The following is a 23,114-nucleotide window of genomic DNA, read 5'->3' as shown; positions in this document are numbered from 1 at the left end:
TATAACGGCCTTGGGTGGCAACGCAGGCAAACTGTGGAGGCGTTGAGCGCACGATGCACTTACTGGTCGACGGTGTCATCGGGATCGTGGACCTCGCTCTGTTGTTGAAGACCGTCGCATTCTTTCCTGACAACCTCTGGCTCTGGAGGAACGGGCCAGGAATTCTCGCCCACTTGCGACATGAGCAGACCTTCGACGTAGACCGAGTTGAAGCCCACGGTGTTAGATGCGATTTCTGCAAGGTGCGGATCTCGCCCAGACCGCGCACCTCTCTCCGCTACAGCCGCCGCGATATGCCGACCCGTGATTCATCCGGTATCCTGCGTCGTCGGCTGCGCAGCCTCGTGACCCTGATCTTCTGGACTCCGCTGCTCATCGCCTTCTCAGGATCCGCCCTGATCCTGCTGTCAGGTGCTGCTGCGCCATTGTTGCTCGCTCTGGGCACCGCCGAGATCGGAATGCTGGGCTTTCTCACTCTGCTGGCGTCGCTCGTCATCCGATACTCATTGGGTACTTATGATATCTACTATTCCGACATGGGGCGGTACTTAGGCTTCTTCTCCCGTCGTGCGCTCGCGCACGGATCCGCCGCTCAGGCGCACTCGGTCTATCTTGCTGCACTCCTGCTTTTGTCGGTTTCCTGTTATGCGGTCACTTACCATGGAATGTATGCGCTTCGGCCCGGTCTGTTCGCTGGATATTCGGCTGCCGGCTTCCCTACGTGGCTCTATTTCAGCGCCCTGACGGCTTCCACTACGGGCGACAGCGGGATTTACGCCGTCGGAACCTTGAGTCGACTTGTGGTGACGGCACAGACTTCGACGGGGCTGATAGTGCTTTGTTGGGCGATCGGAGTGTTGGCTTCCATCCGTCGCGCTCGCTGAGCACCTTCCCGTCTCCGGTGGGCGCGTGGCGGCGGAGGCGGCGTCCCGTAGTGAACGGAAGCGTTGGGAAGCGCCTCCCAGTGACGGAAGGCCGAAGTTTGGTACACCCGTCCAGGCATCGGTCACATCCGATATCCGCAGATGGCCAGTCCTCGCAGGGCGTAGCAGATCAGTCGAGTGGTGCTCCACCTACTACGGCCGGCCGCACGGGGCTGCCAGTCGTAGTCCACGTAGGCCGCCTCGAGCGCCAGACTTGAGAAGAGGCCGCGGAGATAGCCATGCTGGGCAGAACGGTCCAGGGCGATGGTGGCGACACGGCGTGACACGAGCCGGAAGTCGCCAGTTCCTTCCACCAGATCCACGTTGCAAAGGGTGCGAGCCAACAGGTGGAAGGTTTGGCTGCCGACCCGGCGCACAAGAGCGTCCGACCGCTTGGACCGCCGTCGTGCCACCACTTGTTCGTAGCCGCGAGTGTGGAGTTCGACCATCGGGCCGAGCAGTGTGGTCGGGTGCTGCAGGTCGGCGTCGACGAATACAGCGCAGTCGCCGGTGGACCGGCGAAGTCCTGCCACCATGGCCGCGTCCTTGCCTCGACGGCGATCGAACGACACGCAGATGACGCGAGGGTCGGTCGTTGCGAAGGCACGCAGTGCTTCCAGGGTGCTGTCACGGCTGCCGTCGTCGACATACACCAACTCCCAGTCCAACCCACTGGTACGCAGATCAGACAGGAGCGTGGCGTGGAATGCGGGCAAGACCGCGGCTTCGTCACGGCAGGCAACCACCACCGAGACACGCGGCTGGTGCCGAGTGGTTGGCTGAGGACCGGATGGTGCCGTCACCAAGCCGCTGACCGAATTGCCCCATGGGACCGATGGGGGCGCAGCAGCTTCTGGTGCCGAGGCGCACGCCGGGATCGAGGTCGAGCTGGTCATGTGGAGATGGCGCACAGGGTGCCGTTCTGGCCGCCGACGTAGACGGTCCGACCTGATGTCGTGGGACGGGTGAGAACAGCGCTGCCGGTGTCGAACCGCCAGCGAACACGGCCCGTCGCTGCGTCGAGAGCGCACAGACAGTGATCGTCGCTACCGACGTAAACGGTCGAACTGGCAACTGCGGGCGATGACTGCGCCCACTCGCCTGTGCGTGTTCGCCACCGCTCGCGTCCGGTCCGTGCGTCCAGGGCGTACAGATGGCCGTCGTGCGAACCGACGTAGACCGTGTCTTTGTCAGCGGCGGGTGATGAGCGGACGCGGTCTCCGGTGCGATAGCGCCATAGTTCCTGTCCTGTTGGCGCATCAATCGCATAGAGGCAGGAGTCGTCGCTGCCCACGTAAACCGTCTGGTTGTGCACCGTGGGAGAGGAACGGACGGCGCCGCCCGTACGCAACCGCCACAGCTCATGGCCGGATACGGTGTCGACCGCCCTGAGACACCGATCATCTGAGCCTACGAACACTGTGCCGTTGTGCACCGTGGGAGAGGAGTCCACATCACCGGTGGTGCGGAAACGCCAGCGCTCATGACCGTTGGCCGCACCGAGGGCATACAGGTGATGATCCCGGCTACCCACGTAGACGGTGCCGTCGGCGACCGTGGGTGAAGACCAGATGGCCCCTCCGGTGGTGATCCTCCAGCGCTCCTGGCCCTTGCTTGCGTCGAGAGCGTAGACGTTACGGTCCTGGCTCCCCACATAGACGGTGTGGTCGGCAACCGCGGGTGCGGACCACACTGCGCCTCCGGTTCGGAATGACCACTGCTCGGAGCCTGTCGCGGTGTCAAGCGCCCGCACGTGGCCGTCGCCGCTACCGAAGTAGACCATCTTGCCGAGTACGTGCGGCGAGGACTGCACCAGACCATCAGTCGTCGCCCGCCAGATCTCTTGACCCGGGATCGCGGTCCGTACTCTTACGGACGACGGAAGAGCTGTTGCTTCGTGGGCCTGGGGAGTTGCCGAGACCGGCTCAGGCGACCGCAGTCGCAGCTTTTCCAAGACCAGTTCCGCGAGCTGATCCGGCGTGGTGACGCTTGCGTCGATGTACCCGATGGTCGGGCGGAGCCCGGGCAGTGCAGTGTCGTCGAAACGGACCGGCAGCAGGTAGCCCTCTGGGTCAGCCAACGCCCGGGCCAGCGCACTGCGTCGCTCATGGGTGGTCCACCTCTTGACGGCATATGCTGCCGATACGAACAGCAAACAGAAGAGAGCGGATCTTTCGTAGATTTCATCGAGGTGTTCAGTTAGTTCTTTGCCCCACAGTGATGCTTCGACATTGTTTGCATAGTAATAACGCACCCTGAGGTTCTCCAGGGCGTGGGCAACCTGATCGACGTAGTCCCGCTGTTCGCTGGCGAAGGAAAGGCAGACGTCGTAGCGATAATCGTGCTTGGCTGTGGTGGCGCTCACAGGACCGATGATAGGGGCGATCGCGCCCGTGGATTTCCGGCACCTGGTGTTGCCGGCGCTTTGGTCAACTTCCCAGTTCGTCCTGGACACATCAGGACCATGGTGAAGATCGATCTCCAACAAGTAATAGGCCGGGGGTAGCCAGAGCCTGATCTCGGGTGCGCGATGGACTGGGTCCTCATGCCGGGCGCGGCGGCTTCGCGGTGGCGTCGGGGCAGGTTGTGGCTGGTCCGGCGCGGGTGGTGAGACGTGGGAACCCGCCGGCGGCGAGTCGCGGCGTTGACATCTTTGCGGGCGGTCGCTTTACTCCCGGACAACACCGGAGCCGTGCTCCGGTCCAGAGACACGCCCAGCCGGTATGCAGGCCTCGCGCCCGAGCCCGGCCCAAGTCGCCAGGACGTTCTTACGCGTCCGAGGCGGGGACGTGCCCTCTCCCCCCTTGGAGCTCATTCACATGGGCCGTTTCACCACTCCCTCCCGCAAACTCATGGGCACCGTCATCGGCGCGGCAGCGCTGGTCGGTGCTCTGGTCGTCCCGGCGACCACCGCGCAGGCCGCGTCCGTGCCCCTGCCGCCCCCACACGTCGGCTTCGACTATCAGATCGGCGGCGCCTACACCCCGCCGGCCGGAGTGAAGGTCGTCTCCCGGGACAACGCTGCCTCCCCGGCGGCAGGCCTGTACAACATCTGCTACATCAACGCCTTCCAGGCGCAGCCGGGTGCCGAGAACGAATGGGACTCCGACCTGCTGCTGCGCGACGCGTCCGGGAAGGTCGTGTACGACGAGGACTGGGGCGAGGCCTTCCTCGACATCGGCACCGACGGCAAGCGGCAGCGGATCGCCGGCAAGATCGGAAGCCTGATCGACGGCTGCAGGACCAAGGGCTTCCAGGCGATCGAGCCCGACAACTACGACAGTTACACCCGTTCCGGGAACCGGCTGACGGCAGCCAACGCGCAGGCGTTCATCAAGCTGCTCTCCGCCCGCGCCCACGCGGACAACCTGGCCATCGGCCAGAAGAACACTCCCGAGCTGGCGGGCAACCACACCGCCAACGGGCTGGACTTCGCCGTGGCCGAGGAGTGCGGCCAGTACGACGAGTGCGGCGACTACACCAGCGCCTTCGGAAACAACGTGATCGTGATCGAGTACACCAACTCCGGCAGGTCGAAGGCCTGCAACGGATGGGGCAGCAAGCTGAGCATCGTCCAGCGCGACGTGGACGTCAAACCCGCGGGCAGCAGCGGCTACGTGCGCAAGACCTGCTAGGCCGTGTCCGCAAAGTCGCGCCTGCCCGGCGGCGTCTGGCACGCTCCCCCAAGCTCTTCGAGCAGGGGGCACCCCCCGCCGCACCGGGCGAAGACCCTAGTACGTCCAGTACGAGGGCCTGCGCCCGGCACGCCGAGAGCACGCTCCCCCGAGCTCTCGGCTTCGCTCGAGCAGGGGGGACCCCCATGACGCCGCCGGACCCGCCCTCCGGGCGAACGACGCGACTTTGCGGACACGACCTAGAGCTGCTGGACCGCGGGCCGAGTCGAATCGGCTGTCGGCCTGCGGCGGCTGGGCGCCGTCGTAGGCCGGCAAGGCTCCGCTCCGGGGCTGCCCGGATCGTCCAGTGCTGTCCCGTCGGCGGGACACGTCACGCCGACGCCGGAACACCCTGCGGTCCCTCCGGGATCCTCCCGTCGCAGTGGGGGATCGGTAAGTCAACTCACCTGGCCCTGCGGCCAGTTCACCGAGTCGACCGACAGCTGAAGGGCCGTACGGACTTCGTTTTCCCTCCCGCCCTGGGCATCCTCGGTTGGTCACCCCGCTGGTCGGCCGCATGCGCAACGAGTCCGACGGATCGATGAATCGGCCAGGTCGAACCGACTCCAGCTGCGACAGACGAACGTTGAGGAGTAGCCGATGATCCCGTTGTCCTTCGCTCAGCGCCGGCTGTGGTTCCTGCACCGGCTGGAGGGGCCGTCCGCGACCTACAACATCCCCTTCGCGCTGCGCCTGGAGGGGGAGTTGGACACGGCGGCCCTGGCCGCGGCGGTGGCGGACGTCGTCACCCGGCACGAGAGCCTGCGCACCCTGCTCGTCGAGAACGAGGACGGCATCCCCGAGCAGCGGATCCTGCCCGTCGAGGAGGCGGCGTCGCCGTTCCGGGTCGTCGAGGTGGCCGCGGACGCGGTGGACGACGCGATGCGTGAGACCGCGGCCGAGGGATTCGAGCTGGACAGGGACCTGCCCCTGCGGACCACCGTGCTCCGTGTCTCGCGGCTGGAACACGTGGTGGTGTTCGTGTTCCACCATGTCGCGGCGGACGGGGCGTCGATGGCGCCCTTCGTGCGGGATCTGTTGTCGGCGTACGCGGCTCGCGGGCAGGGCGACGCGCCGGACTGGACTCCGCTGCCGGTGCAGTACCGCGACTACACGGTGTGGCAGCGGCGGATGCTCGGCGACGAGGACGACCCGGACAGTGTGGCCGCGGAGCAACTGGAGCACTGGCGCCGCGAGTTGTCCGGAGTACCGCAGCCGATGCAGTTGCCGCTGGACCGGCCGCGGCCCAGTTCGGCCGGTCACCGCGGCGCGGAGGTCATGTTCGAGTTGGAACCCGAGCTGCTGTCCGGGGTGCGGAAGCTGGCGGCCGAGCACGGCGCTACGGCGCCGATGGTCGCGCAGGCCGCGCTCGCGGTGCTGCTGCACCACCTCGGCGCCGGCAACGACCTCACCATCGGCAGCCCCATCGAAGGGCGCCCCGACGAGCAGCTGGAAGACCTGATCGGGTTCTTCGCCAACACCTGGGTGCTGCGCGTCGACCTGTCGCACAACCCGTCGTTCGGTGATCTGCTGGAGCAGGTGCGGGAGCGGGCCCTCGCCGCCTACGACAACCAGGACGTTCCCTTCGAGCACCTCGTGGAGCTTCTCGACCCGGAGCGCACCACCGCCTACCAGCCGCTGTTCCAGGTGATGCTGGCCTGGCAGTTCGTGTGGCCGGAGATCGAGATGCCGGGGCTGCGGGGCACCCTTGTCTGGCCCGGCACCGAGACCGCGAAGTTCGACCTGTTCCTCAACATCGTCCCGGACCCCTCCGGGCGAGCGTACGGGCGCCTGGAGTACGCGACGGAACTGTTCGACCACTCCACGGCCGAGAGCCTCGTCGACCGCTATGTACGCGTGCTGCGGCAGGTGGTCACCGCTCCCGGGACACGCCTCGGCGGGGTGGACGTGCTCACCGAGGCCGAGCGGGACCGGTTGGCCCGGCTGAACGAGACGAGCGTTCCGGTTCCGGCGGCGACGGTGCCGGAGCTGGTCGCCGCCCAGGCGGCGCGGGCCCCGCACACCACCGCCGTCGTGTCCGGACGTACATCGCTGTCGTACGGACTGCTGGAGGCCCGCGCGGGCCGGCTGGCCGCGGTGCTACGTGAACACGGCGTGGGACCCGACGTGCTGGTGGCCGTGGCGCTGCCCCGCTCGGCCGACCTGGTGGTCGCCCTGTCAGCTGTCCTCAAGGCCGGCGGCGCCTGCCTGCCGGTCGACCCCGCCTTCCCCTCCGCACGCGTCGGCCTTCTGCTGGACACCGCCCGCCCGGCCCTGGTGCTCACCGACCATGACACCGCGCACACCGTGGCCGGCTGCCGTACCCCGCTGCTGCACCTCGACGACCTGGACCTCGACCTGGATCTGGACGGCCCCGTCGTCGACGCCTCCACGGCCGGTATCGGGCCCGACCACCTGGCGTACGTGATGTTCACGTCCGGGTCGACCGGCACCCCCAAGGGCGTCGCGATGACCCACTCCGGTGTCGTCAACGGTGTGCGGGACCTGGCCCGGCGCACCGGGGTCGAGGCGGGCTCGCGGATGCTCGCGGCGACCTCGGTGAACTTCGACGTCTCCGTGTTCGAGATCTTCACCGCGCTGACCTGCGGCGCGAGCGTCGAGATCGTCCGCGACGTCCTCGAACTCGCCGAACGCGACGCCTGGTCGGGCACCACCATCAGCGCCGTGCCTACGGTGTTCTCCGCCCTGCTGGACCAGATTGCCACCGACGGCGGCCCTGGCCTGCGCCTCGACGTCGAAACCGTCGTGTTCGCCGGTGAGGCGCTCGCCGGGGACCTGGTCCACCGAGTGCGGCAGGCCCTGCCCGGCAGCCGCGTCGTCAACGCCTACGGCCAGACCGAGAGCTTCTACGCCTCCGCCTTCACGGTCCCGCAGGAGTGGGCCGGGAGCGGTGCGATCCCCGTCGGCACTCCGCTGGCCAACATGCGCGCCCACGTCCTGGGGCCCGAACTCGCTCCGGTCGCACCGGGCGTGATCGGTGAGCTGTATGTGGCGGGCCCGGTCGCCCGCGGCTACCACCGCAACGGCGCCACCACCGCGGAGCGCTTCGTGGCCTGCCCCTTCGGCCCGCCCGGTGCGCGGATGTACCGGACCGGCGACCTGGCCCGGTGGGACGCCGAGGGCCGGCTCAGGTACGCCGGACGCGCCGACGACCAGGTCAAGGTGAACGGCATCCGTATCGAGCCGACGGAGATCGAGACCGTCCTGGCCCAGCACCCCACCGTCGCCCGGGCCGTGGTCACCGTGTGCGAGGACCCCTCCGGCAGGAGGCGGCTCGTCGGCTACGTGGTGCCGGTGGACGGTGGTGCCGGGGACGGCGACTTCGCCCTGGACGCCGGCGTCTCGGTGGCGGATCTGCGGCGGTTCGTGGCCAAGCGGCTGCCCGACTACATGGTCCCCGCCCAACTGGCGGTCCTCGACCGGCTGCCGCTGACCGCCAACGGCAAACTGGACCGGGCCGCCCTGCCCGAGCCGCAGTTCACCGGTGCCAAGTACCAGGCACCGCGCGGCGAGACGGAGCGGGTACTGGCGGAGGTGTACGCCGATGTGCTGGGCTCGGGGCCCGGGCAGGTGGGTGTCGACGACGACTTCTTCGCCGGTGGTGGGGACAGCATCCGGTCCATCCAGGTCGTGGCGCGTGCCAAGGCGCGTGGTGTCGTCGTCAGTACGCGGGAGATCTTCGAGCACCGTACGGTCGCCCGGCTCGCCGAGCTCGTCGAGGACCGGGCCGACGAGGAGCGCGTGACGCTGGCCGAGTTGGAGGGCGAGGGCGTCGGCTGGGCACCGCTGCCGCCGACGGCGGCGCACGTGCTCGCGTTGGGCGGGGGCATCGGCCGGTTCTGCATGTCCGCGCTGCTGACCCTGCCCGAGGGCATCGACCGTCCGGGACTGATCGCGACCCTGCAAGCCGTCCTGGACAGGCACGACGTGCTGCGTTCTCGACTCGACCGGGAGCGGCCGGGTCTGCGGATGCGGCCGAGGGGCAGCGTGGATGCCGGCGCGTTGGTACGGGAGCTCGCCTTGTCCGGCGCTGATGTGCGGGCCGAGCTGGACGCGGCGGCCGGTCGCCTCGACCCGGACGCGGGCATCATGGCGCAGTTCGTGTTGCTCACCGCCGACGCCGACGCCGACGCCGACGCCGACGCCGACGCCGACGCCGACGCCGACGCCGACACCGACGCCAGCACCGGCACCGGCATGACCATCGACACCGATACCGGTAGCGACGGTGACTCGTACCTGGGCACGGGCAGGCTGCTGATCGTGCTGCACCACCTGGTCGTCGACGGTGTGTCGTGGCGGATCCTGCTGCCCGACCTCGTGGCCGCCTGGCAGCAGGTCGAGGGCGGGCGCCGCCCCGAACAGGCAGGCGTCGACACCTCCCTGCGCCGCTGGACGCACGCCCTGGCCGAGGAGGCCGTCCGCCCTGAGCGGGTCGCCGAGCTGGCCCTGTGGCAGCGGATGCTGGACGGTGACGAACCGACTCTGGGTGTAAGGGAGTTGGATGGCGTACTCGATGTCGCCGCCACCGTGGACACGGTGCGCGTCCGTGTCCCGGCCGATGTCACCAAGACCCTGCTTGACACGGTGCCCGCAGTCTTCCGCGGCGGAGTCGACGACGGCCTCCTGGCCGGACTCGCCCTGGCCCTGGCGCGCTGGCGTCAGGCACGCGGCACCTCCGCGTCCTCGGCGGTGGTGCGGCTGGAGGGGCATGGCCGTGAGGAGCAACTGGTGCCCGGGGCGGACCTGTCCGGCACGCTCGGCTGGTTCACCGCCATGTATCCGGTCCGTCTGGACGTCGTCGGTATCGACCTGGACGAGGCGTTCGCGGGCGGCGCGGCCGCCGGGCAGGCGGTCAAGGCCGTCAAGGAACAGCTGCGGGCGGTACCGGACGCCGGCCTGGGCTACGGACTGCTGGCCCACCTCAACCCCGACACGGCCGCCGTACTGGCCACCGCACGCCGACCGCAGATCGGATTCAACTACCTGGGGAAGGCCTCTCGTTCGGACCTTCCCGAGGAACTGCGAGGCTTGGGCTGGGCCCCGGACACCACGCACGCCGACCTGATCGCCGCACCCGACGCGGACATGGAGGTGCTGTCGGCGCTGGAGATCAACGCGGTGGCCACCGACACCGGCGACGGCGAGGAACTGACCGCCTACTTCGGCTTTCCCACCGGCGTCCTCACTCGCGAGGAGGTCGGCGAACTGGCGGCCCTGTGGGTCCAGGCGCTGACCGCGCTGGCCCGGCACGCCACCACCGACGGCGCGGGCGGACTGACCCCCAGCGACGCACCCCTGGTCACCGTGGCCCAACACGAGATCGACACCTGGGAGGCCCGCTTCGGCAAACTGGCCCGGATATGGCCGGCCACCCCCGCACAGTCCGGGCTGCTGTTCCACGCGATGCTGGCCGGATCCTCCTTCGACGCCTACCACATGCAGTTGGTGTTCCACCTGTCCGGCGAGGTCGACCCGGAACGGATGCGCCGGGCCGGACAAGCACTCCTGGACCGCCACCCCGCCCTGCGCGCGGCGTTCGTCGACCGGACCGACGGCGACCTCGTCCAGGTCGTACCGGAATCGGTGACGCTGCCGTGGCAGCACCTCGACCTGACCGCGACCGACGAGCCGGAGCGCACCGAGGAGTTCGAGCGGTTCCTCGACCGTGACCGGACCACCTACTTCGACGCGGACACCCCACCGCTGATCCGGCTGGCCCTGGCCGTTCTGGAACCCGGCCGCGCCGAACTCGTACTGACCGCCCATCACGTGTTGTTCGACGGCTGGTCCACGCCTCTGCTCATGCGCGACCTGCTGCTGCTCTACGCGGCCGACGGCGATCCGGCCGCGCTCGCCCCCACCAGCGACTACGGCGACTTCCTGACCTGGCTCACCCGGCACGACCACGAGGAATCCGCAGGCGCCTGGGCGGCCGAACTCGACGGTGTGCAGGAACCCACCCTGCTCGTGCCGCGCGCGGGAACTCGGCACGACTCCGCGGGCATCGGCACCATCGAAGTGGTATTCGAGGGCAAGCAGGGCCTGTCCCGACGGGCCGCGGAGCTCGGCGTCACGCTCAACACCCTCGTGCAGGGTGCCTGGGCCGTTCTCCTCGCCCATCTCACCGGGCACTCCGACATCGTCTTCGGAGCCACCGTGTCCGGGCGCCCGCCCGCGGTGAAGGACGTCGACGACATGGTCGGGCTGTTCATCAACACCATTCCCGTCCGGGTGCGTTGTGAGGGGCAGGACTCCTTCGCCGACCTGGTCACCGCGTTGCAGGACCGGCAGGCGGTCCTGCTCGACCATCACCAGCACAGCCTGGCGGAGATCCAGCAGGCGACCGGGCTGAGCGCACTGTTCGACACGATGGTCGTGTTCGAGTCGTATCCCATCGACCGGGAAGCCATCGGCGAGGCCAACTCCTCAGCCGGTGTCGCCATCACCGGGCTGCGCCCGTTCGCGGGCTCGCACTACCCGGTCATCCTGGCCGCCGCTGCCGATCCGCAGCTTCAACTGGTCCTGCAGTATCAGAAGGACCTGTTGGACCATGAGGCCGCAGCGGACGTCGTCGCGCGGTTCGTGCGGGTCCTTGAGCAGGTGGCCGCCGCGCCCGGGGCCCCGCTCAGCTCGATCGAGGTGCTGGGGGAGGAGGAGCGGGACCGCCTGGTAAGGCGGATCAACGACACCGGCCACCCGGTGACAGGGACCACTCTGCCCGACGCGTTCGAGGCCCAGGTCGCCCGCACCCCCGACCGCGTCGCGGTGGTCGGCGAACACGAGAGCCTGACCTACGCCGAGTTCAACCGGCGCGCCAACCAGCTCGCGCACTGGCTCATCGAGCAGGGCGCCGGCCCCGAGCAGCTGATCGCGGTAAAGATCCCCCGCTCGGTGGACCTGCTCGTCGCGGTGTACGGGGTGGTCAAGGCGGGTGCCGCGTATGTGCCGCTGGACACCGAGCTGCCCGCCGAACGCGTACGCCATGTCCTGGCGAGCGCCAAGCCGCTGCTCCTTCTTGAGGACACGCTGCCCGACGTCTCCGCTTGCCCCGGCACGGACCCCGTGCGGGACCTGTCGCCGGACAACGCCGCCTACGTCATCTTCACCTCCGGTTCCACCGGTGGCCCCAAGGGCGTGCCGGTGGCGCACCGTTCGATCACCAACCGGATCGAGTGGGGGCTGGAGCACTTCGGGGTCACGGTCGAGGACCGGATCCTGATGAGCACCTCCGCCAGCTTCGACGCCTCGGTGCCGGAGATGTTCTCCAACCTGCAGATGGGCGCCAGCGTTGTCGTGGCCAGCGCGGAGGGCCGCCGCGACCCCGCCTACCTCGCCGAGCTGATCCGGCGCGAGCAGGTGACCGCCGCGTTCTTCGTGCCCTCGCTGCTGTCCGCGTTCGTCACCGAACCCGCCGCGGCGAACTGCACCAGCCTGCGCTGGATCGAGGTCGCCGCCGAGGCCTTCCCGCCCGCGCTGGCCAACCGCTTCACCGACCTGCTGCCCGGCTGCACCGCCAACAACCTCTACGGCCCCACCGAGGCCACCGTCGAGGTCACCGGCTGGCAGCACGTCCCCGGCACCGACCGCGTCCCCATCGGCACCCCCATCTGGAACAACCAGGTCTACATCCTCGACGCGGCGCTGCGCCCGGTCGCCCCCGGCGTCGCCGGCGAGCTCTATCTCGCCGGGACCTGCCTGGCCCGCGGCTACCTCGGCCAGACCGGACTGACCTCGGAACGCTTCGTGGCCTGCCCGTTCGGACCGGCCGGCGCGCGGATGTACCGCACCGGCGACCTGGTGAAGTGGAACAGGGACGGCCAGGTCGAATACCTCGGACGCACCGACTCCCAGGTCAAGGTCCGCGGGTTCCGTATCGAACTCGGCGAGATCGACCACGTCCTGAGCGGACACCCCTCGGTCGCACAGGCCGCGGTCGTGGTCCGCGAGGACCAGAAGGGCGACCAGCGCCTGGTCGCCTACATCGAACCCGATCCCGACGCCGCCGTCCCCGACACCACCGCCCAGATCGAGGAATGGCGCCACGTCTATGACGACACCTATACCGCCTCAGCCGACGGGACGTGGGGAGAGGACTTCCAGGGCTGGAACTCCAGCTACACCGGCGAGCCGATCCCGCTCGAACAGATGCGACGGTGGCGGGACGCGGCGGTGGCCCAGGTACTGCGGTACGCGCCGCGCCGGGTGCTGGAGATCGGTGTGGGTTCCGGTCTGCTGCTGGCGAAGATCGTCGGCGAGGTCGACGCGTACTGGGCCACCGACATCTCGCCGACGGTCGTCGACCGCGTCCGCGCTCAGGCGGCGGAAGCCGGCCACGGCGACCGGGTCCACCTCGCGGCCCAGGCGGCCGATGACCTCTCGGGGCTGCCTCAGGGCACCTTCGACACCGTGATCATCAACTCGGTGACGCAGTACTTCCCGAGCGCGGCCTACCTGGACCGGGTGCTGAGCCAGTCGATGCGGCTCCTCGCTCCGGGCGGCCGGATCATCGTCGGCGACGTCCGCAACGCCACCACCCTCAGACTCCTGGCCACCGCGGTGCAGGGCGCGGCGCACCCCCACGCGTCCGCGAGCGAGGTGCGGACGCTCGTGGAGCAGGCGCTGCTCGCCGAGCGGGAACTGGTGGTCGCTCCGGAGTGGTTCGCCGAGTGGGCGCGCGAGCATGCCGGTGCTGTGGACATCCGGCTGAAGGCGGGGCAGGCGCACAACGAGCTGACCCGGCACCGCTACGAGGTCGTTCTGCACAAGGAGCCGGCCGACGTCCTCGATCTTTCCGGTGTGCCCGCGGTCGCGTGGGGCCGGGAGGTGTCCGGCCTGGCCGGTTTGGGAGGCCGTGTGGAGAGGGCGGGCGGGGGCCCGGTGAGGGTGACCGGGATACCCAACGCCCGGCTGACCGAAGAGGCCGCCGCGGCGACCTCCATCGGTGCCCGGGGGACCGTCGCTCCTGCCGGCGTTCCGCTCGATCCGGAGGACGTCGTCGTCTGGGCAGGCACGCAGGGGCTGGACGCGGTCCTCACCTGGTCGGGCGAGGCGGTCCACACCTTCGACGCGATCCTCCTGCCCGAACGGGAGGACGGGCGGCGGGCCCTGTCCGGAGGGTTCGTTCCCAGTGGCGCCGCCGACCGTGTCCGGGTGAACACCCCGGCGCTGGCCAAGGCGATCGGCCCGTTGCTGGCCGAGCTGCCCGCGTACCTGCGCGAACGCCTTCCCGACTACATGGTTCCGGCCGCCTTCGTACCGCTCTCGCGGCTCCCGCTCAACCCGGCCGGAAAGATCGACCGGCGGGCACTGCCCGCGAAGCACACGACCACCGTCAGCAGCGGGCGACCGCGCAACGCCCATGAAGAGAAACTGTGCGGCCTCTTCAGCGAGTTGCTCGGTCTGGAGAGGGTCGGTATCGACGACGACTTCTTCGCCCTCGGCGGGCACTCGCTCCTGGCCACCAGGCTGATCAATCGCGCCCGCGCCGAGATGGGGATCGAGATTCCGATCCGTACGATCTTCGACCTGCCGACGGTGGCCGCGTTCGCCGAGTGGTCCCGGAAGGCGGCCGCTCCCCGCCGCCTCCGGTTCGAGCCGCGTGATCGCACAGAGGTGGACGCCGGGACCGTGCTGTCCTTCGCGCAACGCCGTATGTGGATCCTGCACCAACTGGATCGTGGCGCGGCGACCTACAACATCTCCCCGACCTTCAGGCTCACGGGGCCACTGGACGAGGCTGCGCTGGTCGCCGCGATCGGAGACGTGGTCGGGCGGCACGAGATTCTGCGCACCACGTATGTGACGGACGGCGATGGCGAGCCTCAGCCGAGAGTCCTGTCGGCGGCACAGGCGACGGTGCGGGTGCCCGTGATCGAGGTGGCGCCCGAGGACGAGTCCCGCGCGATCGACGAGGCGGCCGGTCACGGCTTCGACCTGGCGGCCGAAATCCCTATGCGGGCCACCCTGTTGCGACGCTCCGCTCACCAGCACGTCCTGGTTCTGGTCATCCACCACATCGCCACGGACGGCAGTTCCGGAGCGCCGCTGGCACGCGACCTGGCCGAGGCCTACGTCGCGCGCCTGGAGGGCCGGGCGCCGCGGTGGGAGCCGTTGGCCGCGCAGTACGAGGACTACGCGCTGTGGCAACGTGAGTTGCTCGGCGACGTGGCGGACCCGGAGAGTCTGGCTGCCGCGCAGACCGCGTACTGGCGCGAGGAACTGGCGGGGGTGCCACAGCCGTTGAACCTGCCGTTGGACCGCCCGAGGCCCAGGGTGAGGAGCTCGGAGGGCGACATGGTCGACCTCGTCGTCGAACCGGACCTGGTGGCCGGGCTGCGGAGACTCGCCGACGAACGGGGGATGACCATGGCGATGGTCGTCCAGGCCGCGCTGGGCGTGCTGCTGGGCAGGCTGGGCGGCGGCGAGGACGTGCCGATCGGCAACCCGATCGCCGGCCGCACCGACGAGGGGCTGGCCGACATGGTCGGGTTCTTCGTCAACACCCAGGTGCTGAGGGTGGACCTCTCCGGCGACCCGTCGTTCGCGGACCTGCTCACGCGGGTGCGGGACAAGGCGCTGGCGGCCTACGAGCACCAGGACCTGCCGTTCGAGATGCTGGTCGAGGCCCTCGGCCTCGACCGCTCGGCCGCGTACCAGCCGCTCTTCCAGGTGATGTTCGCCTGGCAGAACTTCGAAAAGCGGGCACTCGAACTCCAGGGCCTCAAGGTGGAGTTCGAGCAGCACCTCACGTCCACCGCCCAGGCCGACCTGATGTTCACCCTGGCCGAGGACGGTTCGGGGGCACTGCGAGGCGAACTCATCTACGCGACCACCTTGTTCGACAGGGGAACGGCCGACGCCATCGCCGCCGGGTTCGTGTCGGTGCTGGGCCAGTTGGCCGCCGCCCCGCAGTCGCCGATCAGCGCGATCGAGGTGCCGGAGGACCGACGAGTACGGTCCACGCGGCCCACGGCCACCGAGAGCAGCCCTGGTCCGCGCAAGTCCCCTGAGGGGAACCCGAGCAGCCGTGGTTCGCGCAACTCCCATGAGGAGAACCCGAACGGCCGGGGGCCGAGCAACGCGCACGAGGAGAAACTGTGCGCCCTCTTCGGCGAGTTGCTCCGCCTGGACGAGGTCGGCGTCGACGACGACTTCTTCGGGCTCGGCGGGAACGCGGACCTGGCCACCCGCCTCGGCGCCCGCATCCGCGAGGAGTTCGGCATCGACCTGCCCCTCAGGACGATCACCGACCATCCCACGGTGGCCGAGCTGGGCGGTCTGGTGATCGTCGGCGGTACACCGGACGACGAGAGCGATTCGTACGGGGTCGTGCTGCCGCTGAACAGAGATCCCGGTACGGGCAAGCCGCCGCTGTGGTTCTTCCACGGAGGCGGCGGCCTGGGCTGGGCGTTCTTCACCTTCGCGCCGTACGTGAAGGACCGGCCCGCGTACTCCTTGCAGTCCCGCGGCTCCAACGGCATGGACCCGCTGGCCGGTTCGGTGGAGGAGATGATCGACGACTACCTCACCCAGATCCTCGCCGTCCAGCCGGAAGGCCCGTACCACCTGATCGGCTGGTCCTTCGGCGGCCCGGTCGTGCACGCCGCCGCCGCGGAGCTGGACCGGCGCGGCCACCGCGTCGGCCTCGTCGCCGTCCTGGACGCCCCACCGGCGACGACCGCCCCCGACAGCCCGTTCAAGCAGGTGGCCGGCAGGACCGCGGCGATGTACCGGGGGGATGTCGAGGAGGTCTTCGGCCAGTACATGAACACCGACAACCTGGACGGTTTCCTGGAGGACATGTCGAAGGTGGGTGCCAACAACCTCAACGCGATGGCCGTCTTCGCCTCGCCGGTCTACCGCGGCGACCTGCTGTACTTCAACGCGAAGTCGGACAAGACCGGCGGTCTGTCGTCGTACGGGCCCGGATGGCGGGCGTACGTCCTCGGTACCGTCGAGGAGTACGACGTGGACGCCTCGCACCACGACCTGCACATGCCCCAACCCGCGGGTCAGATCATGGAGGTGATCGCCCGCAAGCTGGCACAGTGACCGGGGAGACTCAGTGCTCGCAGAGCGAGAACTCTCGTTCGTAGAGCTGCTCGTTGTGTTCGTCGACGAAGAACTTGCGTTCCTGCATGAGCTGTTCGCGGTAGCCCTTGGCCTCGTCGAGCGTCATGGTCGAGGTGTCGGACCATGGTTGCTGCGGTGGCACATCGGAGGTCGAGGCGATCTCTTCCGACGGGTCGACCAGGAAGAAGGCGAGAATTTTGCGATGTCCCGGGCGGGTGTCGTCCATGAGCCGGAATGAACCGACGCGGTGTTGCAGGATGTTCGGGAACGCCAGGCAGCGCCCCGCCGGGGTCGATGCCGATCCCAGCACCTGGTTCAGTGCGTCCTCGTCCTCCAGGCCGTAGACCTCACGCACCCCGTTGTCGTCACTCTGTTCGTAGTTCGGGTCGTCGAGTGCCGTCCGGAAGCTCAGCCGGCTCTCGGTGATGTTCTCGCTGTCCCAGTAGTAGATGCCGGTCGAGACGATCCGCTCGTTCAGCATTCCCTCGACATGCCAGGAACCGCCGGGGTACTCGGGCTTGTCCGGCGTGAGATGAATGGTGGCGAGCTTGACGATGACCTGGAGACGGCGACCGCGCAGGTCGACTCGGGCGGATTCGTCAGGTGACTCGGGCGCGGTGAAGGCCGGGGCGTCCGGGATGGTCGGGCGGCGCGTCTCCCACCAGAGGTCATGGGCCTCGCTCCACACACGGACGGCTTCTTCGTAGGCCTCACCATCGCTGTAGGAGGACTTGTCCGGATACTCCGGCTCCCGCGTCTCGTACCACCCGTAAGGATCGGCCTCGATACGCAAGGGCCGCGGATGACGCAGATCGGTGAGCACGTTCTCCAGCAGCGGTCGCATGCGGGCGAACAAGTCCGGTAGGACGGAGGCCAGTTCGCGATGCGTTTCTGGGTTGACGTTGTTGACGTACGAATGGAAGGTGGCATCGCCGTCGTCACTCACGTCGACGTTCGTGGGCAGCCACTGGAATTTCTCCGAGAACTCGTACTTCGAGTAGCGGTTCGTCGGGTTCTGCCAAGCCTGATCGGGTCCGCCACTCACCCCTTTCACCAGGCAGAACAGCGAGGGATGAACCAGATCCAGTACCTGGCCGTCGGATCCGGGATGCCAGTCCTTCTCCGCTTCGGGGACCTGTTCCAGAACCTGAACCGCTTCGCGCAGTCGGGCTCCGAGCTTGTCGTCGACCAGCGTGTCCGACTGCCACACCCCGTCGACGGCGGACACCTCGACGCCCGTGCGTCCGTCCCGCAGCGCGGCGTAATGCGCGAGTTCGGCAAGCACGTACGCGACTTGCGCTTCGGTGAGGCCCTGGGCGACCGCCTCCTGCGTCCACCGGGCCACGATGTCGGCGTCATTCATCTTGTCGAACCACGCCGGCTTCGCCCGAATGTGGGCGCTGCACTGAATTATCTGCAGTTCCCGCAGCGTTCGCGGTGTCGCGAACGACAGGGAACGGGAAGCGTGAAAGGGCAGTGGGAAAGCGGTCAGGCCGGTCAATTCTCTCGATCCTCCCAGGTGGTGTGTGGTGGCGGGAAGGATACTTCAGCGGACTGACACCGCGGCCGTGGAGGAATCGGGTCGCAGGGTGCGATGGTGCGCTGTGCCGGCGTTCCGTCGAATTTGGGGGAGCCGGGCTGGAGCGGTAGGGGCGACAGGTCAGCCCCAGAGAATGATGAGCGAGGCCAACAGGTGGGTGAGGGCGGCACCGGTTGCGGCAGCGCCCGGGACGCGTAACTATCGGTCATCGGCGGATGGTTCTGGATCGTAGGGCTCGAATTCGATGTACTCGAAGGGGTCCTCGTCGCGGCGTCCGAGCGGGGGCAGGCCCTCCGTCGCGAACCGGCCGCGCAGCCACTCCAGCAGGGTTCCGGTGAGGTCGGTGTGGAGCGGTGGGCCCTGGTCGGCATGGCGCGGTACAACGATCAACGGCCAGTCGTCCGGGTGGGCACCTTCGGTCAGCCAGCACAGTTGGTCGCCGTCGATGGAGTCGGCGAAGGGCAGGAATCCCCCGGGCTCGGGATGGACAGCCAGGGGGTGATACTCAGGGAATTCGGCTCGCAGTTCCTGGTAGGTCTCCGCGTACCACTCGGCCCACGGTGCTAGCGCGTACTGGTCCTCGCCGAAGGGGATGTTGAAGCGCAGCCAGCCGCACCAGGAGCCGGTTCCGTACCGCTCCATCAGTCGTACGTACTCGCCGGGCAGGCGGGTGCCCAGCCGTTCGAACAGCCAGTCCCAGTCGTGCTTACCGAGTACGGGTGTCTCCGGCGGCGGGACGAGCGTGATCAGAGTCTCCAGCCCGCTTCCTGTGGTGAGCGCCGCTCGCTGATGAGCGGTTGGCTCCGGTCGCCGGGGCGGCGGTGTCCACGGGGTGTGCTCCAGGTCGGATTGCATGCCGCTCCGGGCGGCCACCGGGCGCATGCCGTCGGCCACGAGCTGGGCCAGCGTCGGCACGAGAGGGGTCGCGAAGCGCCGCCAGGGGTCGCGGCCCGCGTTCTCGTCGTCCTGACAGTGCATGACGACCGGCCACTTGTCGGGGTCGTCGGATGCTGTGGTGTCCCAGTAGAAGGTGTCGGCGGTACGGGTGGCGCCGAAGGGAAGGACGCCGGGGGCGCGACGCCGGGTCTGCTGTACCCAAGCCCCATAGTCGAACCAACCGCGGTGGACGCAGGGGACGTGAAGCCAGAGCCGGGCGCCGACGTCGAGTGGGCCGTACGCGGTGGCGATGGCCTTGTAGTCGGGGGGAAGGCTCGTCCCCAACCAGGCCTCGACCGCCGCCCAGTCGACAGGGACGGCGAAGTCGGCCGGCGGATCACCGAAGATCTCGGCGAAGGCGTTGACGTGCGGGTCTGAAGCGTTCACGGGTCTCTGGACCTTTACCGGGAGCGAACGGATGCTGACGGGAGGGCGGGAAAGCACAAGAGCGCCCTCCAACCTGCCTCAAGAACAGGGTGGTTGGCGGATCATGCGCGTCGGCCAAGGCGGTTGGGGAACCGGGGGGAACTGCGCCGCCGTATCGCTGGGCTGACGCCGACTCAGTTCCCCAGCGACGACAGGGCTGCCGCCACCCGTTCGGCAGCCTCCGGCGGGGTCGAGGCGTGCGGGGACAGCCGGAGCGAGTCGGCGCGCACGGTCGGGGTGACGCCCTCGGCGTGCAGAGCCTTCGCGACCACGGACGGATCGTGGTCCGGCACGGTGAAGGAGAGGATGCCAGCGCGCCGTGCCGGGTCGGCGGGGGAGAGGACGCGGCCGCCGTGTTCCCTGATGAGTTCGGTGAGTTCGGTGATCCGCTCGGCGACGGCGGCCTCGATCGCCGCGACGGTGTGCCGCTCGACGAGGTCCAGAGCGGCCGCGAACGCGGCGGCCGTCACCGGGCTGAGGTTGGTGATCGACCAGCGCCGCGCGTCCGCCGCGGGCGGGTGTTCCGCTCCGTCGAACAAGCCGACGTCCTCGACGCCCGTCCAGCCGGTGAGGACCGGTTCCAGGGACTCCAGCGCGCGGTCGGACAGGGTCGCGAAACCGGTCGCCCACCCCGCCCGCAGCCATTTCTGACCACCCGCCACCACCACGTCGGCCGCGCTCCAGTCCATCGCGGCCACACCGAACGCCTGGATGGCGTCCACGATCAGCAGCCGGTCCGGTCCGATGGCCTCACGCAGCGCCGCGAGGTCCGTGCGGAATCCGGTGCGGAAGTCGACCGCGCTGACGGAGACCGCGACGACCTCGTCGGTCAGTGCCGCGCGGACCAGCTCCGGGGTGACTCCGCCACCGGGCGCCGGATCGAGCCAGCGGGGCGTGGCCCGGCCCAGGTCGGCGGCGCGGCGCCACGGATAGTGGTTGGCGGGGAAGTCGGAGCGTGGGGTGAGGACCACGCCTGTGCGGATGCCGAGGGCGGCGTGGAACAGTCCGGTGGAGGCGTTGGGGAGCAGCACGGTGTGCCGGCTGTCGGTGCCCGCCAGACGCGCGGCCGTGTCCCGTGCGAGCGCCTCCGCGCGCATCAGCCCGTCCACGGTGGTGTGATCGGCGCGGGCGGACTCCTCCATGGCTCGCGCGGTGGCGGCCACGGCGTCCCGCGACGGCGGGCCGAACCGGGCGAAGTCGAGATACCCGGCGGGTGTGTCGAAGTGGGCTGCGTACGACGTGAGCACGGGGCTCGTTCCTCCGAGACGGTTCGGGACGGTGCGGCATGGATGCGGGGCAGTTTCAGGACGGCGCGCGTCGGTCGGGCGTTACGGCGGGTCCGCCGGGTGAGCGGTGCCGTGGCGTGACGCGCCCGGATCGCCGATCCTCGCTGTCCCGGGCGCGTTTCCACCCGCCTGCACGGTACGCGTCGCGCTCCGCACGGACCGGCCCGGGGGTCGCCCCCGGGTGTCGGCTGGGGGGTCGGCCCAGGGTGTCGACCCCACAGGGAAACGGGACGGTCGGGCACCCCCTGGGGAGTGCCCGACCGTCCCGTTCACCGCAGCCGCAGCCGCAGCCGCAGCCGCAGCCGCAGCCAAAGCCGAAATCGAAGCCGAAACCGAAGCCGCTGACGAAGGCCGAGGCCGAAGCCCGAGCCGTTCACCGCAGCCGAAGCCATGGCCGAAGCCGTTCACCGAACCCGAAGCCGTTCACCGATGCCGCCTCCGATGGCGGCGCGCACGGCCTCGGCTCAGTGTCCGGCGGAGTCCTCGGGGCGCGCGTGGCGCGGCAGGAGGAACGCGAGCAGGAACGTCAGCGCCAGCATGCCGTCGACGATCCAGAGCACCGTCTGCATGACGGAGCCGAAACCGCTCCGGAAGGCCGATGACGCGGTGGCCTGCAACGCGGCGGGTATCCGGGCGCCGTCCTCGGGCGAGGTGACGGCGGACCGGGTGTCCTTCTCCAGGCGCGCGCAGGAGGCCGGGGTTTCGGCGGGATCCTTGGCCGTGGCACGGTCCGAGGTGCAGGTGCGCAGGCCGGACACGATGCGTTCCTGGTCCGCGGGCGCGACATGCGCGGCGGTCAGCTGTCCCCGCAGGCCGTCCGAGCGGTGGTCGACGGCGGTGGCGATCCCGCCGCCCAGCAGACCGAAGAACGCCGTGCCGAGGATGGCCACGCCGAAGGCGCCGCCGAGCTGCTGGACCGCGGTCATCGTGCCGGACGCCGACCCCGTCTCGTGCTGTTCCACGCTGGCGAGCACGATGTCGAAGAACGGAGCCATGAGCAGGCCCATCCCGATGCCCGTGACGAGCAGTGAGGGCAGGAGCTGCCAGGGGCCGACGCCGGACCCCACCTGGTCGAGGGTCAGCCACACGCCGAACACACCGAGCGCCATGACCAGCGCGCCCGCCTGGAGCACGGTCCGGCCGAACCGGACGACACCCTGGGCGATACCGAAGCCGACGATCATGCCGCCCGACCAGGGCACCATGACCAGGCCCGCCTTGAGCGGGGAGTAGCCGAGGCCGATCTGGGTGTAGAGGTTGAAGACGAGCATGAAGCCCTGCATGGTCGAGAAGAAGACCAGCCCGAGGATCATGCCGCCGCTGAAGCCGCGCTTGCGGAAGAGGCTGGGGACGACCAGCGGGTCCAGGCCGGCCTTGCTGCGTCGCGACTCGTACACGGCGAAGGCGACGAAGACGACGACGGAGGCGGCCATCATCACGAACGTCCACGCGGGCCAGTCGTACTCACGCCCCTGGACCAGCGGGAAGATGATGAGCAGCGCGGCCAGGGAGATCAGGATCATGCCGGGTATGTCGAGGCGCGGCTTGCTGTCGGACCGGCCCTTCGGCAGGTAGCGCACGGCACCGAGGATCGCCGCGGCGCCCAGCGGCAGGTTGATGATGAAGATCATGCGCCAGCCGGTACCGAAGTAGTCGGCGTCGACCAGCCAGCCCGCCAGGATCGGCCCGCACACCGCGGACAGGCCCATGACCGGGCCGAACATGCCGAAGGCCTTCTGCGATTCCTTCGGCGGGAACATCTCCTTGATCATGCCGAGGCCCTGCGGCAGCATCACGGCGCCGAACAGTCCCTGGACGACCCGCGCGCCGATCAGCATCCCGGGGGAGACGGACACCGCGCACAGCAGTGAACCCGCCGTGAAGCCGGCGGCTCCGACCAGGAACATCGTGCGGCGCCCGTGAATGTCCCCGAGCCGTCCTCCGGTGACGAGCCCGACGGCCATCGAGAGGGTGTAGGCGGCGGCGAGCCACTGGAGTGTCGAGGCACCGCCGCCGAGGTCGGCCCGCATGGAGGGACCGGCGATGTTCGTGACGACGGCGTCGAGGAGATCCATCACCTCGGCCGCGAGGATCACGAACAGCGCAGCCCAGCGCCACCGGTAGGGCGCTGGTGAGTCGATGGGCGTCTCGGCGGACGCGACACCGGTGGTGGACATCGCAAACTCCTCGCGAAGAGGCCGCGCCGGGGTAGGGCCGGGGCGCGGTGGGGCGG

The 23,114-nt window shown here is 69.2% G+C and carries 9 protein-coding genes; 3 read left to right on the top strand and 6 right to left on the bottom strand.

All coding sequences use genetic code 11. The features are described 5' to 3' along the window. The first annotated feature begins 14 nt into the window (after positions 1-14). Positions 15-884, top strand: coding sequence for a hypothetical protein (locus ACF07B_RS36900; RefSeq protein WP_392182123.1), 870 nt, complete (start codon positions 15-17; stop codon positions 882-884). 122 nt (positions 885-1,006) lie between these two features. On the opposite strand, the gene ACF07B_RS36895 is transcribed toward ACF07B_RS36900, so the two are convergent. Both ACF07B_RS36895 and ACF07B_RS36890 read right to left on the bottom strand, forming a co-directional pair. Continuing rightward, the gene (locus ACF07B_RS36895; RefSeq protein ID WP_392182122.1) at positions 1,007-1,819 is read right to left on the bottom strand and encodes a glycosyltransferase family 2 protein; all 813 of its coding nucleotides are present in this window, start codon (positions 1,817-1,819) and stop codon (positions 1,007-1,009) included. Beyond that, a complete protein-coding gene (locus tag ACF07B_RS36890; RefSeq protein WP_392182121.1) occupies positions 1,816-3,288 on the bottom strand; it encodes a PQQ-binding-like beta-propeller repeat protein in 1,473 nt (490 codons plus the stop codon). The genes ACF07B_RS36895 and ACF07B_RS36890 overlap by 4 nt, the downstream gene beginning before the upstream one ends. 454 nt (positions 3,289-3,742) lie before the next feature. Between ACF07B_RS36890 and ACF07B_RS36885 the strand changes: the two genes are divergently transcribed. Then, positions 3,743-4,558 carry an endo alpha-1,4 polygalactosaminidase gene (locus tag ACF07B_RS36885; RefSeq protein WP_392182120.1) on the top strand — a complete coding sequence of 272 codons (816 nt, stop codon included), beginning with the start codon at positions 3,743-3,745 and terminating at the stop codon, positions 4,556-4,558. Between the two features lie 639 nt (positions 4,559-5,197). Continuing rightward, positions 5,198-16,672, top strand: a complete 11,475-nt coding sequence (locus ACF07B_RS36880; RefSeq protein ID WP_392182119.1) for an amino acid adenylation domain-containing protein — start codon at positions 5,198-5,200, stop codon at positions 16,670-16,672. 10 nt (positions 16,673-16,682) lie between these two features. Here ACF07B_RS36880 and ACF07B_RS36875 read toward each other — a convergent pair whose 3' ends face one another. The 4 genes from ACF07B_RS36875 to ACF07B_RS36860 form a co-directional block, all read right to left on the bottom strand. Next, positions 16,683-18,194, bottom strand: a complete 1,512-nt coding sequence (locus tag ACF07B_RS36875) for a DUF4246 domain-containing protein (RefSeq protein ID WP_392182118.1) — start codon at positions 18,192-18,194, stop codon at positions 16,683-16,685. 237 nt (positions 18,195-18,431) lie between these two features. Beyond that, positions 18,432-19,556, bottom strand: a complete 1,125-nt coding sequence (locus ACF07B_RS36870) for an SMI1/KNR4 family protein (protein WP_392182117.1) — start codon at positions 19,554-19,556, stop codon at positions 18,432-18,434. 173 nt (positions 19,557-19,729) lie between these two features. Continuing rightward, entirely contained in the window at positions 19,730-20,842 is a 1,113-nt protein-coding gene (locus ACF07B_RS36865) for an aminotransferase class V-fold PLP-dependent enzyme (protein ID WP_392182116.1), read from the bottom strand. A 503-nt stretch (positions 20,843-21,345) separates the two neighbouring features. Beyond that, a complete protein-coding gene (locus ACF07B_RS36860; protein WP_392182115.1) occupies positions 21,346-23,058 on the bottom strand; it encodes an MFS transporter in 1,713 nt (570 codons plus the stop codon). Between the last annotated feature and the right edge of the window lie 56 nt (positions 23,059-23,114).

The organism is Streptomyces sp. NPDC015532 (assembly GCF_043078065.1).
Taxonomy (GTDB): Bacteria; Actinomycetota; Actinomycetes; order Streptomycetales; family Streptomycetaceae; genus Streptomyces.
Note: the sequence above shows the minus strand (reverse complement) of the source record. Positions and strands in the feature narration are given on the sequence as shown.